The organism is Streptomyces sp. NPDC002851 (assembly GCF_053591935.1).
Genome location: NZ_JBSFUT010000014.1, coordinates 58781 through 80458, shown reverse-complemented (window position 1 = coordinate 80458; position 21678 = coordinate 58781). Strand labels below are relative to the sequence as shown.

Annotated in this window: 22 protein-coding genes and 1 riboswitch; of the genes, 17 read left to right on the top strand and 5 right to left on the bottom strand. The window is 69.0% G+C overall.

The genetic code is table 11. From position 1 onward, the window contains the following. Positions 1–435 precede the first annotated feature (435 nt). Entirely contained in the window at positions 436–2853 is a 2418-nt protein-coding gene (locus ACWD10_RS16995; protein WP_451091573.1) for an immune inhibitor A domain-containing protein, read from the top strand. A 122-nt stretch (positions 2854–2975) separates the two neighbouring features. Then, entirely contained in the window at positions 2976–3290 is a 315-nt protein-coding gene (locus ACWD10_RS16990) for a hypothetical protein (protein ID WP_451091571.1), read from the top strand. Between the two features lie 4 nt (positions 3291–3294). Here the strand turns inward: ACWD10_RS16990 and ACWD10_RS16985 are convergent, their stop codons facing one another. Together ACWD10_RS16985 and ACWD10_RS16980 are read right to left on the bottom strand one after the other, a co-directional pair. Beyond that, a complete protein-coding gene (locus tag ACWD10_RS16985; protein WP_451091569.1) occupies positions 3295–3882 on the bottom strand; it encodes an isochorismatase family protein in 588 nt (195 codons plus the stop codon). A 323-nt stretch (positions 3883–4205) separates the two neighbouring features. Continuing rightward, positions 4206–5564, bottom strand: a complete 1359-nt coding sequence (locus ACWD10_RS16980) for a nicotinate phosphoribosyltransferase (RefSeq protein ID WP_451091567.1) — start codon at positions 5562–5564, stop codon at positions 4206–4208. A 136-nt stretch (positions 5565–5700) separates the two neighbouring features. Here ACWD10_RS16980 and clpS point away from each other — a divergent pair, with 136 nt between their 5' ends. The 11 genes from clpS to ACWD10_RS16925 all read left to right on the top strand — a co-directional run bounded on the left by clpS (position 5701) and on the right by ACWD10_RS16925 (position 15416). Continuing rightward, positions 5701–6027, top strand: a complete 327-nt coding sequence (gene clpS, locus ACWD10_RS16975; protein WP_451091565.1) for an ATP-dependent Clp protease adapter ClpS — start codon at positions 5701–5703, stop codon at positions 6025–6027. Further along, complete coding sequence (locus ACWD10_RS16970; RefSeq protein ID WP_451091563.1) at positions 6027–6620, top strand: DUF2017 domain-containing protein; 594 nt, start codon at positions 6027–6029, stop codon at positions 6618–6620. The genes clpS and ACWD10_RS16970 overlap by 1 nt, the downstream gene beginning before the upstream one ends. Before the next feature lie 293 nt (positions 6621–6913). Beyond that, positions 6914–8458 (top strand): alanine/glycine:cation symporter family protein, encoded by a 1545-nt coding sequence (locus ACWD10_RS16965; protein WP_451091561.1) that lies wholly within the window; start codon positions 6914–6916, stop codon positions 8456–8458. Between the two features lie 412 nt (positions 8459–8870). After that, a complete protein-coding gene (locus tag ACWD10_RS16960; protein WP_451091559.1) occupies positions 8871–10358 on the top strand; it encodes an amino acid permease in 1488 nt (495 codons plus the stop codon). A gap of 63 nt (positions 10359–10421) precedes the next feature. Next, entirely contained in the window at positions 10422–10850 is a 429-nt protein-coding gene (locus ACWD10_RS16955; protein WP_451091557.1) for a Mov34/MPN/PAD-1 family protein, read from the top strand. A gap of 10 nt (positions 10851–10860) precedes the next feature. Beyond that, a riboswitch (cobalamin riboswitch) is annotated at positions 10861–10973 on the top strand. Between the two features lie 38 nt (positions 10974–11011). Then, positions 11012–12007: an ABC transporter substrate-binding protein gene (locus ACWD10_RS16950; RefSeq protein ID WP_451091555.1), complete on the top strand. Its 996-nt coding sequence runs from the start codon at positions 11012–11014 to the stop codon at positions 12005–12007. Then, entirely contained in the window at positions 12004–13053 is a 1050-nt protein-coding gene (locus ACWD10_RS16945; protein WP_451091553.1) for a FecCD family ABC transporter permease, read from the top strand. Before ACWD10_RS16950 ends, ACWD10_RS16945 begins: the two co-directional genes overlap by 4 nt. Then, entirely contained in the window at positions 13053–13919 is an 867-nt protein-coding gene (locus tag ACWD10_RS16940) for an ABC transporter ATP-binding protein (RefSeq protein ID WP_451091552.1), read from the top strand. Before ACWD10_RS16945 ends, ACWD10_RS16940 begins: the two co-directional genes overlap by 1 nt. A gap of 44 nt (positions 13920–13963) precedes the next feature. Next, entirely contained in the window at positions 13964–14065 is a 102-nt protein-coding gene (locus ACWD10_RS16935) for a putative leader peptide (RefSeq protein WP_451091550.1), read from the top strand. Positions 14066–14176: 111 nt separating this feature from the next. Next, the gene (locus ACWD10_RS16930; RefSeq protein WP_451091548.1) at positions 14177–14464 is read left to right on the top strand and encodes a MoaD/ThiS family protein; all 288 of its coding nucleotides are present in this window, start codon (positions 14177–14179) and stop codon (positions 14462–14464) included. Position 14465: 1 nt separating this feature from the next. Beyond that, on the top strand, positions 14466–15416 hold the full coding sequence (locus ACWD10_RS16925; RefSeq protein WP_451091546.1) for a PLP-dependent cysteine synthase family protein: 951 nt from the start codon (positions 14466–14468) through the stop codon (positions 15414–15416). 59 nt (positions 15417–15475) lie between these two features. Here the strand turns inward: ACWD10_RS16925 and ACWD10_RS16920 are convergent, their stop codons facing one another. Then, positions 15476–15985: a type II toxin-antitoxin system PemK/MazF family toxin gene (locus ACWD10_RS16920; protein ID WP_451091544.1), complete on the bottom strand. Its 510-nt coding sequence runs from the start codon at positions 15983–15985 to the stop codon at positions 15476–15478. 200 nt (positions 15986–16185) lie between these two features. On the opposite strand from ACWD10_RS16920, the gene ACWD10_RS16915 reads away from it, so the two are divergent. Further along, on the top strand, positions 16186–16938 hold the full coding sequence (locus tag ACWD10_RS16915) for an MBL fold metallo-hydrolase (RefSeq protein WP_451091542.1): 753 nt from the start codon (positions 16186–16188) through the stop codon (positions 16936–16938). A 100-nt stretch (positions 16939–17038) separates the two neighbouring features. Here the strand turns inward: ACWD10_RS16915 and ACWD10_RS16910 are convergent, their stop codons facing one another. Next, positions 17039–18262 (bottom strand): PTS transporter subunit EIIC, encoded by a 1224-nt coding sequence (locus ACWD10_RS16910; protein WP_451091754.1) that lies wholly within the window; start codon positions 18260–18262, stop codon positions 17039–17041. Positions 18263–18486: 224 nt separating this feature from the next. Then, the gene (locus ACWD10_RS16905; RefSeq protein ID WP_451091752.1) at positions 18487–19746 is read right to left on the bottom strand and encodes a PTS transporter subunit EIIC; all 1260 of its coding nucleotides are present in this window, start codon (positions 19744–19746) and stop codon (positions 18487–18489) included. Between the two features lie 196 nt (positions 19747–19942). On the opposite strand from ACWD10_RS16905, the gene ACWD10_RS16900 reads away from it, so the two are divergent. The 3 genes from ACWD10_RS16900 (at position 19943) to ACWD10_RS16890 (ending at position 21653) form a co-directional block, all read left to right on the top strand. Then, positions 19943–20197, top strand: coding sequence for a glucose PTS transporter subunit EIIB (locus ACWD10_RS16900; protein WP_451091750.1), 255 nt, complete (start codon positions 19943–19945; stop codon positions 20195–20197). Between the two features lie 190 nt (positions 20198–20387). Next, entirely contained in the window at positions 20388–21134 is a 747-nt protein-coding gene (gene rph / locus ACWD10_RS16895; protein ID WP_451091540.1) for a ribonuclease PH, read from the top strand. Positions 21135–21233: 99 nt separating this feature from the next. Then, positions 21234–21653: a hypothetical protein gene (locus ACWD10_RS16890; RefSeq protein ID WP_451091538.1), complete on the top strand. Its 420-nt coding sequence runs from the start codon at positions 21234–21236 to the stop codon at positions 21651–21653. The last annotated feature ends 25 nt before the right edge of the window (positions 21654–21678 follow it).

The following is a 21678-nucleotide window of genomic DNA, read 5'->3' as shown; positions in this document are numbered from 1 at the left end:
TCTGGAACGTGCGGTGCTGGGCGTACGAAGTGCGGATCAGGACGTACGGTTTGGTCCCCGCGTGTCCAAGCGCGCCGTCAACTGACTCTATTCCGCTGGATTCCCGAGCGGAACGACGAGTAAGCGTGACCTAACCCACGGTGCCGAAGCACAGGGGGCGCACGGGTTCATTCACTGGTCCGGCCTCTGAGATGTACGCGCCCTTGCCAGGGTCACGGTTGCGTGCCGGTCAAGAACGGGCAGTGTCCGGATAACGTAACGCCCCTTCCGCGTAACGTACTTGACCAGTCCAAGTCAAGGTCTGTCTTTTCAGCCGCGTCTCCGGTCGAATGACGTCACTTGTGACGCGGCTCGCGCCCGGATGCCCAACTCTCCGTTCCACCCCTCACATCCGCGGGCTCCGGCACGCGCGGTCGCGGGGGAGGACAACATCAAGTGAACAGAGCAGAAGGGCCTGCCAGACGCGGATCGCTGCGTGCCGCGGCCGTCGTGACGGCGCTCGCCGCCGTCGGCGCCACGGCGTCGGCGTACAGCCTGGCCCAGGCCGATGACCACGGCCTGCGGAGCTCCCCGGTGGAGCGGCGCGACCCGGCTCCCGCGAAGGGGCACGCCGAGCACGACCTCGAGGGCCCGTTCAGCGAGCAGCAGGAGCGGCTGCGCGAAGAGGCGCTCGAGCGGGTCATATCCGGGGACGCCAAGGCGAACAGGCGGGGCGGCTCGCAGGTCGTGAAGATGGACGACGGCAAGTACGTCGAGCTGGGCCGGGAGAAGACCGACAAGATCTTCACGATCCTGGTGGAGTTCGGCGACAAGGTCGACGACACCACGATGTTCGACCCGGACGGTCCGGACGGGCCGAAGCCGCCGGTGAAGAAGTACGGCGGCGAGCCCGGGCCGCGCCACAACGAGATAGCCGAGCCGGACCGCGAGGACAACAACTCCACGGCCTGGCAGGCGGATTACGACCGACAGCACTACCAGGACCTGTACTTCTCCGAGGACTCCGGCAAGCAGTCCATGAAGAAGTACTACGAGAAGCAGTCCTCGGGCCGCTACTCGGTGGACGGCGAGGTCTCCGACTGGGTCAAGGTCGAGTGGAACGAGGCCCGTTACGGCTCGAACTACTGCGGCGACACCAACTGCGCCAACGTCTGGGACGCGGTGCGCGACGGCACCAACCAGTGGGCCGCCGACCAGAAGGCCGCCGGGAAGACCGACGAGGAGATCAAGGCGCAGCTGTCCCAGTACGACCAGTGGGACCGCTACGACTTCGACGAGGACGGCGAGTTCAACGAGCCGGACGGCTACATCGACCACTTCCAGATCGTGCACGCGGGCGAGGACGAGTCCGCGGGCGGCGGCGCCGAGGGCGAGAACGCGCTGTGGGCGCACCGCTGGTACGCGTACGGCTCGGACGCCGGAAAGACGGGCCCGGAGGAGAACAAGGCGGGCGGCACCCAGATCGGCGGGACCGGCATCTGGGTCGGCGACTACACGATGCAGCCGGAGAACGGCGGACTCGGCGTCTTCGCCCACGAGTACGGCCACGACCTGGGTCTGCCGGACCTCTACGACACCAGTGGCAAGGGTGAGAACTCCACCGGCTTCTGGTCGTTGATGTCCTCCGGCTCCTGGCTCGGCCGCGGCAAGGACTCGATCGGCGATCTGCCGGGCGACATGACCGCCTGGGACAAGCTCCAGCTGGGCTGGCTCGACTACGACACGGCGAAGGCCGCGACCGAGTCCCGGCACAAGCTGGGCCCGGCCGAGTTCCAGACCAAGAACAAGCAGGCGCTCGTCGTCGAGCTGCCCGCCAAGTCGGTCACGACCACGATCACCAAGCCCGTCGAGGGCTCCCAGCAGTGGTGGAGCGGTTCGGGCGACGACCTCAAGAACACCCTGGCGCGCCCGGTCGACCTGACCGGCAAGTCCAAGGCGTCCCTTGACCTTTCGGGCTGGTGGGACATCGAGGAGAACTACGACTACGCGTATGTCGAGGTCTCCACGGACGGCGGCGCGAACTACACGCCGATCGACGGCACCGCGGACGGCAAGCCGATCCCGCGCGACGGTGGCGACAAGCCGGCCCTGACGGGCGTCTCGGAGACGTACAAGAAGCTCAACTTCCCCCTGGACGCCTACGCGGGCCAGAAGATCGACCTGCGGTTCCGCTACCAGACGGACGGCGGCGTCGCGGGCAAGGGCTTCACGGCCGACGCGATCTCACTGACCGCGGACGGGGAGAAGCTCTTCGAGGACGGCGCCGAGGCGGACGACAACGGCTGGACGGCGAAGGGCTTTTCGCGCATCGCGGAGTCCTTCACGAAGGACTACCCGCAGTACTACATCGCCGAGAACCGGCAGTACGTGTCGTACGACAAGACCCTCAAGTCCGGCCCGTACAACTTCGGTTGGGCCGGGACGAGGCCGGGCTGGGTGGAGCACTTCCCGTACCAGAACGGCCTGGTGATCTGGCAGTGGGACACCTCGCAGCCGGACAACAACACGGGCGTGCACCCCGGTGAGGGCCTGGTCCTGCCGGTCGACGCGCACCCGAAGGCGCTGAAGTGGGCCGACGGGACGCTGATGCGCAACCGCATCCAGTCCTTCGACTCGTCCTTCAGCCGCTACGGCACGGACGCGGTCACGCTGCACAAGAACGGCATCGCGACGAAGCTCCCGGCGCAGCGCGGGGTGCGGGTCTTCGACGACGGGGACTGGTCGCGGTACTACGACGCGTCGAACCCCACTGGAAGCGTGAAGGTTACTGACACCAACACCAAGATCAAGATCGTGAAGGAGTCCCGGACCGGCTCGACGATCACGGTCAAGGTTGGCCCCGGAGCTAACTGACAGTTATTTCCGCAGGTCAGAAGCGTATCGGCCGCGACCCTCTAGCGGGGTCGCGGCCGGTCGTGTTTAGGTGCCTCCGGTGACTTCTTATTGACGCAACGACTTACGGGGGTGTGTTCCGGATGGCTGCGGGCGGCTTCAGCAGATTGCCGAACGGCACGGTGGTAGTGGCCCTTACCCTTCCAAATCCAGACATAGGGGGCGGGAACATACGGATCCTGGTGCATGCCGTAAATCGAGCACGCGCCCTGACCCGCATCCGGAACCTGGGCTTCCGAGCGGTCTATCTGCGCGGCAACGCGGCCCCGCCGACCCCGGACGAGATCACGGCGGTCCTGCACCATCCGGACGGCCTGATCTGGCGCACGGCCCCGGACGAGACCCACGAACTGTGGCACCCGATCCGGGCGCTGATCCGCCCGGTGCGCGTGTTCTGACGGCTCAGACCACGGGCTTGCCGGTCAGCTCCACGCCCGCCTCCCGCAGCTCCTCAAGCGCGGCCTCGGTCGTCTCCTCCGAGACCCCGGCCGTCAGATCGAGCAGCACCTGAGTCCGGAACCCCTCGCGGGCGGCGTCGAGCGCCGTGGCCCGTACGCAGTGATCCGTAGCGATACCGACCACGTCGACCTCCGTGACCTCCCGGGCCCGCAGCCAGCGCGCCAGCGGAACGCCGTTCTCGTCGACCCCCTCGAACCCGCTGTACGCCGCCGTATACGCACCCTTGTCGAAGACCGCGTCGATCGCCCCGGACGCGACGGCGGGCGCGAAGTTCGGGTGGAAGCCCACCCCCTCCGTACCCGCCACGCAGTGCGCGGGCCAGGAATGGGCGAAGTCCGGCCGGTCCGAGAAGTGGTCGCCGGGCGCGATGTGACAGTCACGGGTGGCGACCACGTGCTGGTAGCAGGCGCCCGCGGCCTGGCCGATCAGATCGGTGATCGCGGCGGCCACATCCGCACCGCCCGCGACCGCGAGGCTGCCGCCCTCGCAGAAATCGTTCTGCACATCCACGACAATCAGGGCGCGGCGCATGATGGTGTCCTTCGGGTGGGGGGCCGGGCGCGGCCGGCCGGCTCGCGGGGTGCTCGCCCCTCAAGGTCGAGCGTAGGCACTGCGCGTGCATTGCGGGAGGGGGTGTTGGGCTGCCAGGTCCTGTCGTCGGACTCCCGTCTGCCGCGCGGCTGCCCTCCGGGCGACGACGGGAGCCTGACGACGGGACCTGGCGCGACTGCCGTTGCATTCCCCCTCCCCCAGCGTTCATGCGCGTACGGGCCGCGGTGCGCCGAGGTGAGTGAGCGCGCGTACGGCGTCGTACGTACGCAAGGCCGCCGCCCTTTTCCGGGGCGGGGGGCGGGTCAGACGTACTCGGTGGGGATGACGGGCTCCCCGCGGGACAGCTGGGTCGCGGAGAGCGGCAGCCGGTCGCGGGCCGCCGCGTGCCGCTCGCGCACCGTGTCGAGCGGCTCGCGGGCAAGGACCTCGCCGCCCTTGACCAGCTCGACCAGGAGCTGGCGGTCGGCGAGCTCCGCGGGGACCGGCCCGGTGCCGACCACCTCGGCCTCGGCGACGCCGTCCTCGTCCAGGCGGCGGGCGGCCCACTTGCGTCCGGCCTTGGAGGTCTTGCCGCCCAGGGACTTCTTCGCCATCGGTTCGAGCGGGGCCTGCGGGTCGGCGGAGGCGGCCCGGGCCACCAGCTTGTAGACCATCGAGCAGGTGGGGTGCCCGGAGCCGGTGACCAGCTGGGTGCCGACGCCGTACGCGTCCACGGGTGCGGCCGCGAGCGAGGCGATGGCGTACTCGTCCAGGTCCGAGGTGACCACGATCTTCGCCTTGGCCGCGCCGAGCTCGTCCAGCTGCTGCCGCACCCGGTGCGCGACCAGGAGCAGATCGCCGGAGTCGATGCGTACGGCGCCGAGTTCGGGCCCGGCGACCTCGACGGCCAGGCGTACCGCCTCGGCGACGTCATAGGTGTCGACGAGCAGCGTGGTGCCGCGCCCGAGCGAGTCGACCTGGGCGGTGAAGGCGTCCCGCTCGCTGTCGTGGAGCAGCGTGAAGGCGTGCGCGGAGGTGCCGACCGTCGGGATGCCGTAGCGGAACCCGGCGGCCAGGTCCGAGGTGGAGGTGAAGCCGCCGACGTACGCGGCCCGGGACGCGGCCACCGCGGCCAGCTCGTGGGTGCGCCGGGCGCCCATCTCGATGATCGGGCGGCTGCCCGCGGCCGAGGCCATCCGGGAGGCGGCCGCGGCGACCGCCGAGTCGTGGTTGAGGATGGAGAGGATCACCGTCTCCAGGAGCACGCACTCGGCGAAGGTCCCCTCGACGCGGAGGATCGGCGAGCCCGGGAAGTACGTCTCGCCCTCCGGGTAGCCCCAGATGTCGCCGCGGAAGCGGTACTGCGCGAGCCATTCGAGGGTGGGCTCGTCGACCACGCCGCGGGCGCGCAGGAAGTCCAGCATGCGGGCCTCGAAGCGGAAGTTCTCCACGGCGTCCAGGACGCGCCCGGTGCCCGCGACGACACCGTAGCGCCGGCCCGGGGGCAGTCGGCGGGTGAAGACCTCGAAGACGGAACGGCGTTCGGCGCTGCCGGCGCGCAGCGCGGCCTGGAGCATCGTGAGTTCGTAGTGATCCGTGAAGAGCGCCGTCGACGGCACCTCCACGGGCAGTCCGAGCGGCAGTCCGGGTTCGTCCGAGGGGTTCTGGGGCCCACTGTTCATGCTTACGGATGCTACCGCTATCTCGTCACTCTGACGATTTCGGGGTGCCTTTACCGGGGCGGTCCGGAAAATCTTCGGGGTGGACCGCGGGAACCGCCCGGGGGCGTTTGTGCGCAAGCCCGGCCCGGGTGGCAGCATGGGCCACGTGAGTGTGGCTCCCGATGTATCTCCGACAGAGATCCAGCGCCCAGAGGCGGCGGAGGAGGGTTCCCCCGTGGCGGAGCCCGATGTCCCCTGGGTCACGATCGTGCACAACGATCCGGTCAACCTCATGAGCTATGTGACGTATGTCTTCCAGACGTACTTCGGCTACTCCAAGGACAAGGCGCACAGACTCATGCTCGACGTGCACCACAAGGGCCGTGCGGTCGTCTCCAGCGGCACCCGCGAGGAGATGGAGCGCGACGTGCAGGCGATGCACAGCTATGGACTCTGGGCGACCATGAGTCAGGACCGCGGCTGATGGCGGGACAGTTCGAGCCGATTCCCGGCGGCGGCGCGGCCGTCGCGCTCGACGAGGTCGAGATCTCCATCCTGCGCTCGCTCGCCGTGCAGCTCCTCGAGCTGATCGGGCCCGGGCCCGGCGGGGCGGGCGACGAACCGGACCCGCTCGCCGAGCTGTTCGCCGAGGGCCCGAGCGAGCCGCCGAGCGACCCCGTCCTGCAGCGGCTCTTCCCGGACGCGTACGGCGATCCCGATGCGGTGCCGGACGACGAACTCAAGGCGTACTCGGCGGAGTTCCGGCGCTTCACGGAGAACGACCTCCGGGCCGGGAAGCGTGAGAACGCCCTGGCGGTGGTCCGCTCCCTCGACGAGCTCAGCGTGAGCGGCGAGGGAGGTGCCGTACTGAAGCTGTCGGTGGACGACTCGCGCCGGTGGCTCGGCGCCCTCAACGACCTGCGCCTGGCGATCGCCGCCCGCCTCGACGTGATCGCCGAGGAGGACACCGATCTGCTGTACCGGCTGCCGGACTCCGATCCGCGCAAGCCGATGGTGATGGCGTATCTGTGGCTGGGCGGTCTTCAGGAAACGCTCGTCGAGACGCTGATGCCGTAGCGGCTCTTCCGTAATTACATGGCCCCTGCATTACATGTGTAATGCAGGGATTTCTGTTCGGTAAGCGGATGCCGAATAGCGAATAACGATCCCGTCACATCGGGCTCCCTTCGTGCCTGGTAGCGGCCTTCCGCCCGATCTTCGAGTGACCCAGGTCACACGGCTGGGGGTTAAAGACGTGGTAAGAAACGTCAACTGATTTTCCGGCACCGTCCTCGCCGAATCGGACAACGGCGTTCGCTCCACCCCTCATTCCCGCTCGCAGCAGTTCTGCGCCATCGAGGTTGCTCTATATGTCGCTCGATTCCCTTACTCAGTCCATCGACGAGGCGGTATCCGCCCGCGTCGAGCCGATCGCCACCTGGCTCGGCGACGTCGTCTTCTACTCCGTGCCCGTCGCCGGTACGGAGCTCCCGCTCATCGTGGCCTGGCTGGTTCTCGCCGGTCTGATCTTCACCACCTGGTTCGGCTTCGTTCAGCTACGCAAGTTCAAGCTGGCCCTGGACGTGGTGCGCGGGAAGTACGACGACAAGGAGTCGGCTGGCGAGGTCAGCCACTTCGCGGCGCTGACCGCCGCGGTCTCCGGCACCGTCGGCCTCGGCAACATCGCCGGTGTCGCCGTCGCCGTCTCGATCGGTGGCGCGGGCGCCACCTTCTGGATGATCCTCTGCGGCCTGCTCGGCATGGCCACCAAGTTCGTCGAGGTCACCCTCGGTGTGAAGTACCGCGAGGTGCACCCCGACGGCACCGTCTCCGGTGGCATGATGCACTACCTGCCCAAGGGGTTCGCCGAGCGCTTCGGCAAGGGCGGCGCGACCTTCGGCAAGGTGCTCGCCGTGCTCGGCTCCATCGGCATCCTGTTCTTCGGCCTCTTCGGCGGCAACCTCTTCCAGGCCAACCAGAGCTACTCCCTGCTGGCCTCCGTCACCGGTGGTGAGGACGGTCTGATCGGCTCTTCCACCGGCGCCCTCTTCTTCGGCCTGCTGCTCGCCGCGCTCGTCGGCATCGTGCTGCTCGGCGGCATCCGCTCCATCGCCTCGGTCACCAGCCGCCTCATCCCCGCCATGGCAGGCATCTACATCGTGGCGTGCCTGGTGGTCATCCTCGTGAACGTGACCGCGGTCCCAGCCGCCTTCGCCGAGATCATCCAGCGCGCCTTCGACCCCCAGGGTGTCGCGGGCGGCATCATCGGCGCCCTGATCGTCGGCTTCAAGCGCGCCGCGTTCTCCAACGAGGCCGGTCTCGGCTCCGCCCCGATCGCGCACTCCGCGGTGAAGACCAAGCACCCCGCGAGCGAGGGCCTGGTCGCCCTGCTTGAGCCGTTCATCGACACGGTTGTCATCTGCACCATGACCGCGCTGACCATCGTCATCGCCAAGCCCGACAGCTGGAAGGTCGGCAACGAGAACGCGGAGGGCGTCACCATCACCTCCGACGCCTTCGCGACGGTCCTGCCCTGGTTCCCGTACGTGCTCACGCTCGCCGTGCTGCTCTTCGCCTTCTCCACGATCCTGACCTGGGGCTACTACGGCCTCAAGTCCTGGACGTACCTCTTCGGGCGCAGCAAGGCCAGTGAGGTCACCTACAAGGTGGTCTACTCCCTCTTCGTGGTCGTGGGCTCGCTGCTCGCCCTGGACACGCTGATCAGCCTGGCCGACTCGGTGCTCTTCCTGCTCGCCGTCATCAACATCACCGGCCTGTACCTCCTGGCCCCGGTGGTCAAGCGCGAGCTGAACTCCTTCCTGGAGTTCGTCCAGCGGCGCAAGAACGGTCTGCCGGACAAGGACGAGGACGGGGACGGGGACGCGGAAGCCGTCACCGTCTCGCAGAACGTCTGAGTCGACCGCCGTCGTTCGACTCGGCAACGGGTCCGCCCGCACCCTTCGGGGGGTGCGGGCGGACCCGTTTGTGTTGTCCCGTGTGGCGTCCCGGAAGGTTTTCCGCCGCTTTGTGTTCGCTCAACGGACGTTCAAATCCGTATAACGATCACGTCACCGCAATGCGGCCTTTTGTCTTCGATGCGGGTCGTGTGGCCCATTTTGCCCGTGACCCCCGTCACGTATCTGTCGCTGGATCACGGATGTGGACGTGATAAATGTTCTCGACCACCCGGCGGGACGCCACCCATGTTGCCGCCGGGGCGCCCCGCCGGCAGACCGCCGGTAGGCACGGCTCCATCCATCCGGGGGGATCGTGACCCGGTCCGGGCCGACAGCGGCACGGGTCGGCGTGGAGAAAGGCGCAGCACGCATGACCTCAGTGCAGGTCGATAAGCAGTACGACGGCAGTGAGGCCGTGTCCGGCGGGGAGACCGCCGGTGAGTCCGTCGGGGAGACCGAGGGCTATCAGCGCGGGCTCGGGGCCCGGCAGATCCAGATGATCGCGATCGGCGGTGCCATCGGCACCGGCCTGTTCCTCGGCGCGGGCAAGGGCATCTCCAAGGCGGGCCCGAGCCTCATCCTCGCGTACGCCCTCGCGGGCCTGGTCATCTTCTTCATCATGCGGGCGCTCGGCGAGCTCCTCATGTACCGCCCGGTGTCGGGCTCCTTCTCCGAGTACGCCCGCGAGTTCATCGGCCCGTTCGCGGGCTTCGTGACCGGCTGGACGTACTGGCTCTTCTGGGTCGTCACCGGCATCACCGAGGTCACCGCGGCCTCCGAGTACATGCAGTACTGGACCAAGCACGCCGACGGCTGGGTCGATCAGCCGCAATGGGTGTTCGCGCTGATCTTCACGGTGGTGCTCTTCGGCGCCAACCTGATCTCCGTGAAGCTCTTCGGTGAGCTGGAGTTCTGGTTCTCCATGGTCAAGGTCACCGCGATCCTCGGCATGATCCTGATCTGCGTCGGCATCCTGACCATCGGCTTCTCCGACGCCGGTGACACCGCCTCGGTCACCATGCTCTGGGACCAGGGCGGCTTCTTCCCCAATGGCGTCGGCTCCACGCTGATGACCCTCCAGATGGTGATGTTCGCCTTCCTCGCCGTCGAGCTGGTCGGCGTCACCGCGGGCGAGTCCAAGGACCCGAAGACCGTCCTGCCCAAGGCGATCAACACGGTGCCGTGGCGCATCGCGGTCTTCTACATCGGCGCCCTGATCATGATCCTGTCGGTCGTGCCGTGGACCCACTTCCAGGAAGGCGTCAGCCCGTTCGTCGCCGCCTTCGAGAAGATGGGCCTCGGCATCGGCGCGGCCATCGTGAACTTCGTGGTGCTCACCGCCGCCCTGTCCTCCTGCAACTCGGGCATGTACTCCACCGGCCGGATGCTGCGCGACCTCGCGCTCAACGGCCAGGGCCCGAAGATCTTCACCAAGCTGACCAAGAACGGCCTGCCGCTCGTCGGTACGAGCGTCTCGGCCTCCCTGATGCTGGTCGGCGTCTGGATCAACTACGAGTTCCCCGGCGAGGCGTTCAACTACGTCGTCTCCTTCGCGACCATCTCCGGCATGTGGGCCTGGATCATGATCCTGTGCTGCCAGATCCGCTATCGCGCCCGCGCGGACCGCGGCGAGCTGCCCAAGTCCTCGTTCCGGGCGCCGGGCGCGCCGTACACGAGCTGGTTCGCGCTCGGCTTCATCGGCTTGGTGATCGTGCTCATGGGCGTCGACGAGGGCGCGCGGATCTCGCTGTACGCGGCGCCGGGGTGGGCCCTGATCCTGTTCGTGTCGTACCGGCTGCTCGCGCGCCGCACGCCCTCGATCGCGGAGCGGGAGCGGAAGACCGGGGCCGTCTCATAGTCGCGTCTCAATAGATGGGCCGCGGATCTCGGATCCGCGGCCCCTCTGCTTATTCTCGTCATCATGCTCACCATCACCCAGGCCCTGTACGACAAGATCGTGGCCCACGCCCGCGCCGACCACCCCGACGAGGCGTGCGGCGTCATCGCCGGGCCGGTGGGCTCCGGCCGTCCCGAGCGCTACATCCCGATGCTGAACGCGGCCCGCTCGCCCACGTTCTACGAGTTCGACTCGGGCGACCTGCTCAAGCTCTACCGCGAGATGGACGACCGGGACGAGGAGCCCGTGGTCATCTACCACTCGCACACGGCGACCGAGGCGTACCCCTCCCGCACCGACATCTCGTACGCCAATGAACCGGGCGCCCACTACGTCCTGGTGTCCACCGCCGACACGGACGACGCGGGCGAGTTCCAGTTCCGCTCGTACCGGATCGTCGACGGCGCGGTCACCGAGGAAGACGTGCAGGTCGTCGACGCGTACGAGGTCTGACAGACTGACGCCGACCATCAAGGCGGCAGGTGCCAGGAACCCGGTGCGAATCCGGGACGGTCCCGCCACTGTGACCGGGCGCGAGCCCGGAAGTCAGGAACTGACCTGTCGCCTTCTCCCACGACCAGGGGACGCGGACATCCCCCGGAGGAGGCCCCGCTGTGCCCAGGAGCACTCGGCGTACCCGCGCACATGCCCTCATAGCCGTCGCGGCCCTGCTGCCGCTCACCGCCTGCTCCACGGCGGGCCCGGACGACGCGAAGCCCGCGGCGCGGGCCGCCGGATTCCCGTACACGGTGACGAACTGCGGTGTGCGGACCACGTACACCGCCCCGCCGCAGCGCGCGGTCACCATGAATCAGCACGCCACCGAGGTGCTCCTCGAACTCGGCCTGCGCGACCGCATCGCGGGCACCGCCTATCTCGACGACGAGGTCCTGCCGAAGTACGCCAAGGACTACAAGTCCCTGCCGGTGCTCGCCGAGAAGTACCCCTCGTACGAGAAGCTGCTCTCCGCCGACCCCGACTTCGTGTACGGCGGCTACGCCAGCGCCTTCGCCGGGAACGAGGGGCGTTCGCGGGCGGCCCTGGCCAAGTCGGGCATCAACACCCGCCTCAATATCGAGGGTTGCTCGGGCGGGCGGGCCTCGACCATGAAGGACGTGTACCGGGAGGTCCGCGAGACCGGCCGTACCTTCGGGGTGGGGGAGCGGGCCGAGCGGTGGGTGGCGTCGGCGGAGCGCGAAGTCGCGGATACGGCGGGGGAGTTGGGGGACGTCGAGCCGGTCCCGGTCTTCGTCTACGACAGCGGGGACAAGGTGGCGTTCACGGCGGGCGGCACGGGGATCGGCAACGAGATCATCGAGCGCGCCGGGGGCCGCAATGTCTTCGCCGATCTGAAGAAGCCGTTCGGCAACGCGTCCTGGGAGGACGTGGTCGAGCGGGCGCCCGAGTGGATCGTGATCTACGACTACGGGGGTACGACGGTGGAACAGAAGAAGCGGCGGTTGCTGGACGACCCGGCTCTCGCGGACGTACCGGCCGTGAAGCATCGGCGGTTCGCGGTACTGCCGCTGTCGGATGCGGTGTTGGGGGTACGGGCACCCGGGGCCGTGCGGAACCTGGCGGAGCAGCTGCATGCGGGTGCCGCGGGATGACCGCTGTCGGCGCGCGGCGGTATGCCGTGGTCACGGCTGCTTTGGTGGGCGCTCTCGCCATGGCCGCGCTCGGGGGCCTCGCCCTCGGCTCGGTAAGCATCCCGCCGGGAAAGATCCTCCAAGCCCTCACCGACCCCACGCCCACCCCCACCCGCACCATCCTCCTGGACGTCCGCCTCCCCCGAGTCCTGCTCGGCGCGGCCGTAGGCGCCGGGCTCGCCGTGATCGGGACCGTCCTGCAGGCCCTTGTCCGTAACCCCCTCGCCGACCCCTTCCTGCTCGGCATCTCCTCCGGGGCCTCCGCCGGGGCCGTCGTCGTGATCGTGCTCGGGGGCAGTTTCGGGCTCGCCGGGGTCGCGACGACCGTGTCCCTGCCGGTGGCCGCCTTCGTCGGGGCGCTGGGCTCGCTGGTTCTCGTGTACGGCCTGGCCAGGGGGCCCGGGGGTGGCTTCGGGACCGCGCGGCTCGTGCTCGCCGGGGTCGCGGTCGCGTACATCCTGTCCGCGCTGACCAGCCTCGTCCTGGTCGTCTCGGCCCGCGCCGACCACCTCCAGGAGATCCTCTACTGGACCCTCGGCGGCCTCGGCAGCGCCCGCTGGGACATGCTCGCGCTGCCCGCCGCCGTCCTGGTCGCGGGCACCGTGCTGCTTCTCGCCCTGGCCCGGCCGCTCGACCTGCTGCTCGCGGGGGAGGAGGGCGCCACCGTGCTCGGCCTGGACACCGGCCGGTTCCGGGCCGCCGTCTTCGTGCTCGCCTCGGTCCTCACCGGGGTGCTCGTGGCGTACAGCGGCGCCATCGGCTTCGTCGGCCTGATGGTGCCGCACGCCGCCCGGATGGCCGTCGGCGCCGCCCACCGCAGGCTGCTGCCGGTCGCGGCGCTCGGCGGCGCGGTGTTCCTGGTCGCCGCCGACCTCGCGGCGCGCACCGTGGCCGCACCCCAGGACATCCCGGTCGGCGTGCTCACCGCGCTCACCGGCGGCCCGTTCTTCCTCTGGCTGCTGCATCGGAGCCGTACCGTCGCCGCGGCGGAAGGAGCCGCCGCCTGATGCTGAGCATCGAGAACCTCACGTACGAGATCGGGGACCGGTCCGGGATCGGGGGCCGGTCGGAGGGCCGGTCCGGGAGGCGTCGCCTCGTCGACGGCGTCACCCTGCACGTCGCCGAGGGCGAGACCGTCGGCCTCGTCGGCCCCAACGGCAGTGGCAAGACGACCCTGTTGCGGTGTGTGTACGGCACCCTGACCGGCGCCGCGGGCCGCGTCCTCCTCGACGGCGACGACCTGGCGACGCTGACCGCCAAGGCCCGCGCGCGGCGCATCGCCACCGTCCCGCAGGACGGCCACGCCGGCTTCGAGCTGACCGTCCACGAGGTGGTCGCGATGGGCCGCTCCCCGCACAAGCGGTTCTGGGAGGCGGACACGGCGGCCGACGAGGAACTGGTGCGCGCGGCCCTGGACCGGCTCGGCGTCGCCGACCTCGCGCACCGCTCCTTCGCCCGGCTCTCCGGCGGTGAACGCCAACGCGCGCTCGTGGCCCGGGCGTTGGTGCAGCAGCCGCGCCTGCTCGTACTCGACGAACCCACCAACCACCTGGACATCCGCTACCAGCTGGACATCCTGGGCCTCATCCGCACCCTGGGCACCACCAACCTCCTGGCCCTCCACGACCTCAACCTGGCGGCGTACTACTGCGACCGTCTCTGCGTCCTGCGGGACGGCCGCGCCGTGGCGTACGGCACACCGCGCGAGGTCCTGACCGAGGAGCTGCTCGCCACGGTCTACGGGGTCAGGGCCGAGGTCACGGTGCATCCGACGACCGGAGCGCCCGTGGTGACGTACCTCCCGGAACCGGCCGAAGCCCCCGGGAAAGCGGTCCCGATCCCGATGGGCGAGCACGATCAGTCCGCTATCTGAGATCACATTCCAGGACCCGGACCGGGAATCGATACGATGACCGCATGGTTCTTCACGACGTGAGCGACAAGACGCCGGGCATGCTGCTCGTGGCGCGCCTTCACGTCGACCTGTGCAGGCTCTCCAGCGCCATCTGTCCGCGCTGACCCCTGCCGCCGCACGGCCGTGCGCCGCGGCGCTCACCCCGCGCACCACCTGCTTTTCGCGCTGTCGCGCGCGCACCGACCTCTTTCTCACCGGACGACAGGAGCTCAGCCATGGCCATCGAGGTCCGCATCCCCACCATCCTCCGCCAGTACACCGACGGCGCGAAGGCCGTCGAAGGCAGCGGCGACACCCTCGCCGACCTCTTCGCCGACCTGGAGTCCCGCCACTCGGGCATCCAGGACCGACTGATCGACGAGGCGGCCGGCGGTCAGCTGCGCCGCTTTGTGAACGTCTACCTGAACGACGAGGACGTCCGCTTCCTCGACGGCATCTCCACCAAGCTGGCCGACGGCGACAGCATCACGATCCTCCCGGCCGTCGCCGGCGGTATGGCCTGATATGCGGTACGACTCCCCGCTCGCCGCGGTCGGCAACACCCCGCTGGTCCGGCTGCCCCGGCTCTCGCCCTCCGACGAGGTCCGTATCTGGGCCAAGCTGGAGGACCGGAACCCGACCGGCTCGGTCAAGGACCGCCCCGCGCTCCACATGATCGAACAGGCCGAGAAGGACGGCCGGTTGACCCCGGGCTGCACCATCCTGGAGCCGACCAGCGGCAACACGGGGATCTCGCTGGCGATGGCGGCCAAGCTCAAGGGCTACCGGATCGTCTGCGTCATGCCCGAGAACACCTCGTCCGAGCGGCGCGAACTCCTCGCCATGTGGGGCGCGGAGATCATCTCGTCCCCGGCGGCGGGCGGTTCCAACACGGCGGTACGGGTGGCCAAGGAGCTCTCCGCCGAGCACCCGGACTGGGTGATGCTCTACCAGTACGGCAACCCGGACAACGCGGGCGCCCACTACGCCACGACGGGCCCGGAGATCCTCGCGGATCTCCCCTCCGTCACCCACTTCGTGGCGGGCCTCGGCACGACGGGGACGCTCATGGGCGTCGGCCGTTATCTGCGCGAGCAGAAGCCGGATGTCAAGATCGTGGCGGCCGAGCCGCGCTACGACGACCTGGTGTACGGCCTGCGCAACCTGGACGAGGGCTTCGTCCCCGAGCTGTACGACGAGACCGTCCTGACCACCCGCTTCTCGGTGGGCTCCCAGGACGCGGTGACCCGTACCCGCGAGCTGCTGCAGCAGGAGGGCATCTTCGCGGGCGTCTCCACGGGCGCGGCGCTGCACGCGGCCATCGGCGTGGGCAAGAAGGCCGTGCGCGCGGGCGAGCCCGCGGACATCGTCTTCGTCGTGGCCGACGGCGGCTGGAAGTACCTGTCGACCGGCATCTACACGGCCGAGTCGACCGACGCGGCGGTGGCGGCCCTGCACGGCCAGCTCTGGGCCTGAGGCTGTCCCGAGTCCATCCGGCGGGGTGACCGGCCCCCGCGCCCTGGGCGCGACCCCGGTCACTCCGCCAAGTGCTGCACCTGATCCCACAGCGTGGGATCCACGACCCCCACCCGCCGCCGGAACCCCCACACCGGCACCTCGCGCAGCTCGTCCGTCTCGAGGAAGCTGGTCCGTCCGTGGGTGTCACCGACGGCCCCCGGGGGCAGCGGGATCACCCCGGCCCGTTCGTCGTGGTACTTGGTCGTGATCTCCGCGACCCGCGCGGCCCCGCCGTGCACCCGAAGGACCAGGCAGGGCCGGTCCGCCCGCCCGTCTCCCACCGCCGCGCTCCCCGAGGCACTACGCGCGGCCCCTTCTGACTCCGGGCCGTCCTCGTCTGGCACCTCCACCCACCAGATCTCCCCCGCCCGCGGCCGCACCTTCGGCCCGGCAGGGACCCCGGAAGGCCGCGCGGGCGGATGCGTACGGTCGTGCCGGGCGCGGATCCGCCCCACGCTGTCCGAGACCGCGACGATCAGGGCGAGCACCACGACCGCGGCAAGCGCAAGCCACCACGACGTGTCCATGGCCCCGACGGTATCGAAATGAAGCCCGTCCGGCGTTTGAGGACGAGCGCGCTGGGAACGCACGCCGCCCGAACCGGTGACGCGCCGGGTGAGTTCCCCCACAACGGCCCGGGACGGAGGAGTGACGAGCCCTTTTGCGCCTTACGCTCAACGGACCGCACAACCCCCGTCCTTCCCGCCAGCACGGAGGTTCCCGCTCCATGAAGCTCACCGTCGTCGGCTGCTCCGGGTCGTTTCCCTCCGCGGACTCGGCCTGTTCGAGCTACCTCGTCGAGGCCGACGGCTTCCGGCTGCTCCTCGACATGGGCAACGGTGCCCTGGGCGAGCTGCAGCGCCACTGCGGTCTCTACGACCTTGACGCGATCTTCCTCAGCCATCTCCACGCCGACCACTGCATCGACATGTGCGGCTACTTCGTGGCCCGCTACTACCGCCACGAGGGCGGCCGCTGCGGAGCCCTCCCGGTCTACGGCCCGGAGGGCACGGAACAGCGGCTGACCACGGCGTACGCGGACACCCCGTCGTCCTCGTCGATGAGCGAGGTCTTCGACTTCCACACGCTGAAGCCCGGATCGTTCGAGATCGGCCCCTTCTCCGTACGCACCGAGAAGGTGTTCCATCCGGTGGAGGCGTACGCGATCAGGGTCGAGCACGGCGGCAAGTCGCTGACGTACTCCGGGGACACGGGCGTGTGCCCGGCGCTCGACGAACTCGCCGTCGGCACCGACCTGTTCCTCTGCGAGGCCTCCTTCACGCACGGCAAGGAGGACATCCCGGACCTGCACCTCAACGGCCGCGAGGCGGGCGAGGCGGCGCAGGCCGCGGGGGTGGGGCGCCTGGTGCTTACGCACATCCCACCGTGGACGGACCCGCAGATCAACCTGAGGGACGCGCGCGCGGTGTTCAGCGGGCCCGTGGACCTGGCGGCGCCTGGCGCGACGTACGAGATCTAGCGAGATCCAACGAGATCCAACGCCGCCTCTAACCGAGCAGCAAAGGGGCCTGCCGTAGGTCGACTACGGCAGGCCCCTTGGTCACGTCATTCGCCGGAGGCTACTTCGCCTCGGCCTTCTGCAGCTCGGCGAGCTCCTCGTCGGACTCGCGGCCCGGCGTCGGCAGGTTGAACTTCGTGATCGCGAAGCGGAAGACGAAGTAGTAGACCACCGCGAAGCACAGGCCCACCAGGGCCAGGCCCCATGGGTTGGACGCGATGCCGAGGTTGAGGACGTAGTCCACCGCGCCGGCCGAGAAGCCGAAGCCGTCCTTCATGCCCAGGGCCCAGGTCAGCGCCATGGAGACACCGGTGAGGACCGCGTGGATCGCGTACAGGACCGGGGCGATGAACATGAACGTGAACTCGATCGGCTCGGTGACACCGGTGACGAACGCGGTGAGCGCGAGCGAGAACATCATGCCGCCGACGACCTTGCGGCGCTCCGGGCGGGCGCAGTGCGTGATCGCGAGGCAGGCCGCGGGCAGGGCGAACATCATGATCGGGAAGAAGCCGGTCATGAACTGTCCGGCGCTCGGGTCACCGGCGAGGAAGCGCGCGATGTCGCCGTTGACGGTGCCGTCGGCGCCCTCGTACGAACCGGCCTGGAACCACGGGAAGGAGTTGAGCAGGTGGTGCATGCCGACCGGGATCAGCGCACGGTTGGCGACACCGAAGATGCCCGCGCCGACCGCGCCGGAGCCCACCAGCCACTCGCCGAAGTTGTGCAGCCCCGTGCCGAGGACCGGCCAGATGAAGCCGAAGACGATGCCTATGAACAGGCCCGCGAAGGCCGACAGGATCGGGACGAGGCGGCGGCCGCCGAAGAACCCGGCCCAGTCGGGCAGCTTGGTCCGGTAGAACTTCTGGTAGAGCAGCGCGACCACGATGCCCATGACGACACCGCCGAGGACCTTGGCGTCCACGGGCGCTTCCACCAGCGCGACCTTGCCGTCCACGACCTGCTCGACCTTCGGCAGGTTCGGGTCGGTGAAGGTGCCGAGCACCTTCTGGAAGACCAGGTAGCCGGTGACGGCCGCGAGTGCGGTGGAGCCGTCCGACTTCTTGGCGAAGCCGATGGCGATGCCCACGGCGAACAGCAGCGGCATGTTGTCGAGCAGCGCGCCGCCGCCCGCCGCCATATAACCGGCGATCTTGTTGATGAAGTCCGGCAGGGACTCCTTGCCGAGCATGTCGTCAGCGCCGAGGCGAACCAGGAGCGCACCGGCGGGCAGAACCGCGACCGGCAGCATGAGGCTGCGGCCGATGCGCTGCAGCACCGACATCACGCCGGCGCCCTTCTTCTTGTCGGCCGCGGGTGCGGCAGCCGTGGACACAACTTCCTCCAGTGGGCATGACGCCGCCTGGGAAGAGGGTGGGGGACGGCGACGTCGCTCAGGGGACGCGGTACGGTCGTACCGCCTGGTCTACACCACTAGTGGTGTAGACCTGTTGTAGCACGGTGAGTGCGAGATAAGGAACTCCTTCGGTCCCTTAAGTCCCTGACGCCCTACTTGAGGTTCTCGCGCTCCATTTCCGCGATCTCCTCGTCGGACTCGCGGCCCGGTGTCTTCAGGTCGAACTTGGTGATCACGAACCGGAAGAGCACGTAGTACACGACCGCGAAGCCGAGCCCGACCGGAATGATCAGCGCCGGCTTGGTGGCCTTGCTCCAGTTCAGGAGGTAGTCGAAGAGGCCCGCGGAGAAGAAGAAGCCCTCGCGAATGCCGAGCGCCCAGGTGATCGCCATCGAGGCGCCGGTGAGCAGCGCGTGGATGCCGTACAGCGCGGGCGCGAGATAGACGAAGGAGAACTCGATCGGCTCGGTCACGCCGGTCACGAACGAGGTCAGCGCGACCGACATCATCATGCCGAACACCACCTTGCGGCGGGCCGGCTTGGCGCAGTGCGCGATCGCCAGACAGGCGGCCGGCAGCGCGAACATCATGATCGGGTAGAAGCCCGTGGTGAACATGCCCGCGTCCGGGTCCCCGGCCAGGAAGCGGAAGACATCGCCGTGGATCTCCTTGCCCTGGGCGTCCGTATACGTACCGAACTGGTACCAGGCAAAGGTGTTCAGGAGCATGTGCATCCCGAACGGGATCAGTACCCGGTTGATCACGCCGAAGATTCCGGAGCCCCACGCGCCCCAGTTGGAGAGCGTCTCGGCCGAGCTGTTGAGTCCGTCGCCGATCGGCTGCCAGCCGTAGCCGAAGATCACCGCGAGCGCGATGCAGACGAAGGACATCACGACCGGGATGAACCGGCGGCCGCTGAAGAAGCCCAGCCAGTCCGGCAGCCGGGTGCGGTGGTACTTCTCCCAGATCTTGGCGGTGATCACGCCGACCACGACACCGCCGAGCACACCGGGGTCGACCGGCTGCTCGGTGACGTCGTCGGTGAAGGCGGAGTCGAGGACGTTCTTGAAGACCATGTACGCGACCACGGCGGCGAAGGCCGTGGAACCGTCCGCCTTCTTGGCGAACCCGATGGCGACGCCGACGCAGAACAGCAGCGCCATGTTGCCGATGATGCCGTTGCCCGCACCGGCGAGGATGGCGGCCGGCTTGTTCCAGCCGAGCCCGTCCTTGCCGAACACGTCGTCCTGGCCGATCCGGAGCAGCAGGCCCGCCGCGGGCAGTGCGGCGACCGGGAGTTGGAGGCTGCGGCCGAGCTTCTGCAGGCCACCGAGGACGACCTGGCGCCAGGTCTTGGCGGGCTTCGAGGACTTGGAGGGCTTCGCCGACGCGGCGGACGCATCCGAACTCATCCATGTCCTCCGGGACGGGCCAGGATCGGCGGCGTGCATACTGGTGTAGACCAGTAGCGCTACGGTCTGGAGCCCGGCCCCGAGACGGATCTCCGTGGTCGCCATGATTGGCCACCCGGTCGCCCCTCGCCCGCGAAGTTGCGCCAACCGTGCGTTACCGTGACGAACCGGACCCACGCGGCCCGAACAGAGCGTTCTGACAAGCAGGGAGACAGAGATGGCCTCGAAAGCCGAGAAGATCGTCGCCGGGCTCGGCGGACTCGACAACATCGAAGAGATCGAGGGCTGCATCACCCGCCTGCGCACCGAGGTCGCAGACGCGGACCTGGTCGACGAGGCCGCTCTGAAGGCCGCCGGTGCCCACGGCGTCGTGAAGATGGGCACCGCGATCCAGGTCGTCATCGGCACCGACGCGGACCCGATCGCCGCGGAGATCGAAGACATGATGTGACGTCGCGTACGACGTACGCAGGGCGCCGGGCCCGCCGTGGGGGCGGACCGGCGCCTTTGCCGTGTACGGGTCGTGGTGTGCCGTTTCGGTGCCTGCCGTTGGGAGCGTGCCGTTTGCCGTATGCCGGGGTGCGGCCGGATCCGTAAGGCGGGGTTCCGGTGGCGTTGCCCCCTCCGGATAGGCTCGCGGCATGTCTCGCATCGACGGCCGTACCCCGCAATCGCTCCGCCCCGTCACCATCGAACGCGGCTGGAGCAAGCACGCCGAAGGATCCGTCCTCGTCTCCTTCGGCGACACCAAGGTCTTCTGCACCGCCTCCGTCACCGAGGGCGTGCCCCGCTGGCGCAAGGGCAGCGGCGAGGGCTGGGTCACCGCCGAGTACGCGATGCTGCCCCGCTCCACCAACACCCGCGGCGACCGCGAGTCCGTCCGCGGCAAGATCGGCGGCCGCACCCACGAGATCTCCCGCCTCATCGGCCGCTCCCTGCGCGCCGTCGTCGACTACAAGGCGCTCGGCGAGAACACCATCGTCCTCGACTGCGACGTGCTCCAGGCCGACGGCGGCACCCGCACCGCCGCGATCACCGGGGCGTACGTCGCCCTCGCCGACGCCGTCGCGTGGGCACAGCGCAAGAAGCTGATCAAGCCCAAGGCGCAGCCGCTCACCGACTCCGTGGCCGCCATCAGCGTCGGCATCGTGGACGGGGTGCCGCTGCTCGACCTCTGCTACGAGGAGGACGTGCGGGCCGACACGGACATGAACGTGGTCTGCACCGGCGACGGCCGCTTCGTCGAGGTCCAGGGCACCGCCGAGGCCGAGCCGTTCGCCCGCGACGAGCTGAACTCGCTGCTCGACCTGGCCGTCTCCGGCTGCGACGAACTGGCCGCACTCCAGCGGGCCGCTCTTGAGGCGAAGGCCACAGCGGAAACCAACTGACGTCGTTCAGGCGTTCCGTACGACAAGACCCGCATACAGGAATCCGGTCAATACAGGAATCCCGATCCAGGGATCCGCATCAAGGGGAGGACCCGTTCCATGGCCGAGCGCGCACGCCATACCCGGCAGCAAACCGCCCGACGGACCACCAGGATCGCCGCCACCATGACGGCCGTGGCCGCGGCCGCCGCGCTCACCGTCGGCTGCGGCGCCGTCGACAAGGCGCTCGACTGCGTCCAGACCGCCGACACCATCGCGAACAGCGTGGGCGATCTCCAGCAGGCCGTGGAGGGCGCCGGGGACAATCCGCTCGAGGCCGACAAGGCGCTCGACGAGATCGACAAGAACCTCGACGAGATCGGCGACAAGACCGACAACGCGGATGTCGGCAAGGCGGTCGACGACCTCAACAAGGCGGTCACGAACGTCCGTAAGTCGATCGAGAACGGGGACGCCAACCCGGACATCACGCCGGTGACGGACGCGGCGAGCGAACTCACCAAGGTCTGCTCGCCCTGACGCCCGGGGCCTGGGCCCGAGGCAT

Excerpts from the sequence above, each read along its gene's own strand:
- ACWD10_RS16910 (WP_451091754.1), bottom strand. The coding sequence starts at position 18,262 with ATGTCGGTGCTGCAGCGCATCGGCCGCAGCCTCATGCTGCCGGTCGCG.
- ACWD10_RS16990 (WP_451091571.1), top strand. The coding sequence starts at position 2,976 with ATGGCTGCGGGCGGCTTCAGCAGATTGCCGAACGGCACGGTGGTAGTG.
- ACWD10_RS16905 (WP_451091752.1), bottom strand. The coding sequence starts at position 19,746 with ATGAGTTCGGATGCGTCCGCCGCGTCGGCGAAGCCCTCCAAGTCCTCG.
- ACWD10_RS16985 (WP_451091569.1), bottom strand. The coding sequence starts at position 3,882 with ATGCGCCGCGCCCTGATTGTCGTGGATGTGCAGAACGATTTCTGCGAG.
- ACWD10_RS16890 (WP_451091538.1), top strand. The coding sequence starts at position 21,234 with ATGGCCGAGCGCGCACGCCATACCCGGCAGCAAACCGCCCGACGGACC.
- ACWD10_RS16930 (WP_451091548.1), top strand. The coding sequence starts at position 14,177 with ATGGCCATCGAGGTCCGCATCCCCACCATCCTCCGCCAGTACACCGAC.
- ACWD10_RS16925 (WP_451091546.1), top strand. The coding sequence starts at position 14,466 with ATGCGGTACGACTCCCCGCTCGCCGCGGTCGGCAACACCCCGCTGGTC.
- ACWD10_RS16935 (WP_451091550.1), top strand. The coding sequence starts at position 13,964 with ATGGTTCTTCACGACGTGAGCGACAAGACGCCGGGCATGCTGCTCGTG.
- ACWD10_RS16915 (WP_451091542.1), top strand. The coding sequence starts at position 16,186 with ATGAAGCTCACCGTCGTCGGCTGCTCCGGGTCGTTTCCCTCCGCGGAC.
- clpS (WP_451091565.1), top strand. The coding sequence starts at position 5,701 with ATGGGCCACGTGAGTGTGGCTCCCGATGTATCTCCGACAGAGATCCAG.
- ACWD10_RS16955 (WP_451091557.1), top strand. The coding sequence starts at position 10,422 with ATGCTCACCATCACCCAGGCCCTGTACGACAAGATCGTGGCCCACGCC.
- ACWD10_RS16970 (WP_451091563.1), top strand. The coding sequence starts at position 6,027 with ATGGCGGGACAGTTCGAGCCGATTCCCGGCGGCGGCGCGGCCGTCGCG.
- ACWD10_RS16960 (WP_451091559.1), top strand. The coding sequence starts at position 8,871 with ATGACCTCAGTGCAGGTCGATAAGCAGTACGACGGCAGTGAGGCCGTG.
- ACWD10_RS16920 (WP_451091544.1), bottom strand. The coding sequence starts at position 15,985 with ATGGACACGTCGTGGTGGCTTGCGCTTGCCGCGGTCGTGGTGCTCGCC.
- ACWD10_RS16940 (WP_451091552.1), top strand. The coding sequence starts at position 13,053 with ATGCTGAGCATCGAGAACCTCACGTACGAGATCGGGGACCGGTCCGGG.
- ACWD10_RS16965 (WP_451091561.1), top strand. The coding sequence starts at position 6,914 with ATGTCGCTCGATTCCCTTACTCAGTCCATCGACGAGGCGGTATCCGCC.
- ACWD10_RS16945 (WP_451091553.1), top strand. The coding sequence starts at position 12,004 with ATGACCGCTGTCGGCGCGCGGCGGTATGCCGTGGTCACGGCTGCTTTG.
- ACWD10_RS16980 (WP_451091567.1), bottom strand. The coding sequence starts at position 5,564 with ATGAACAGTGGGCCCCAGAACCCCTCGGACGAACCCGGACTGCCGCTC.
- rph (WP_451091540.1), top strand. The coding sequence starts at position 20,388 with ATGTCTCGCATCGACGGCCGTACCCCGCAATCGCTCCGCCCCGTCACC.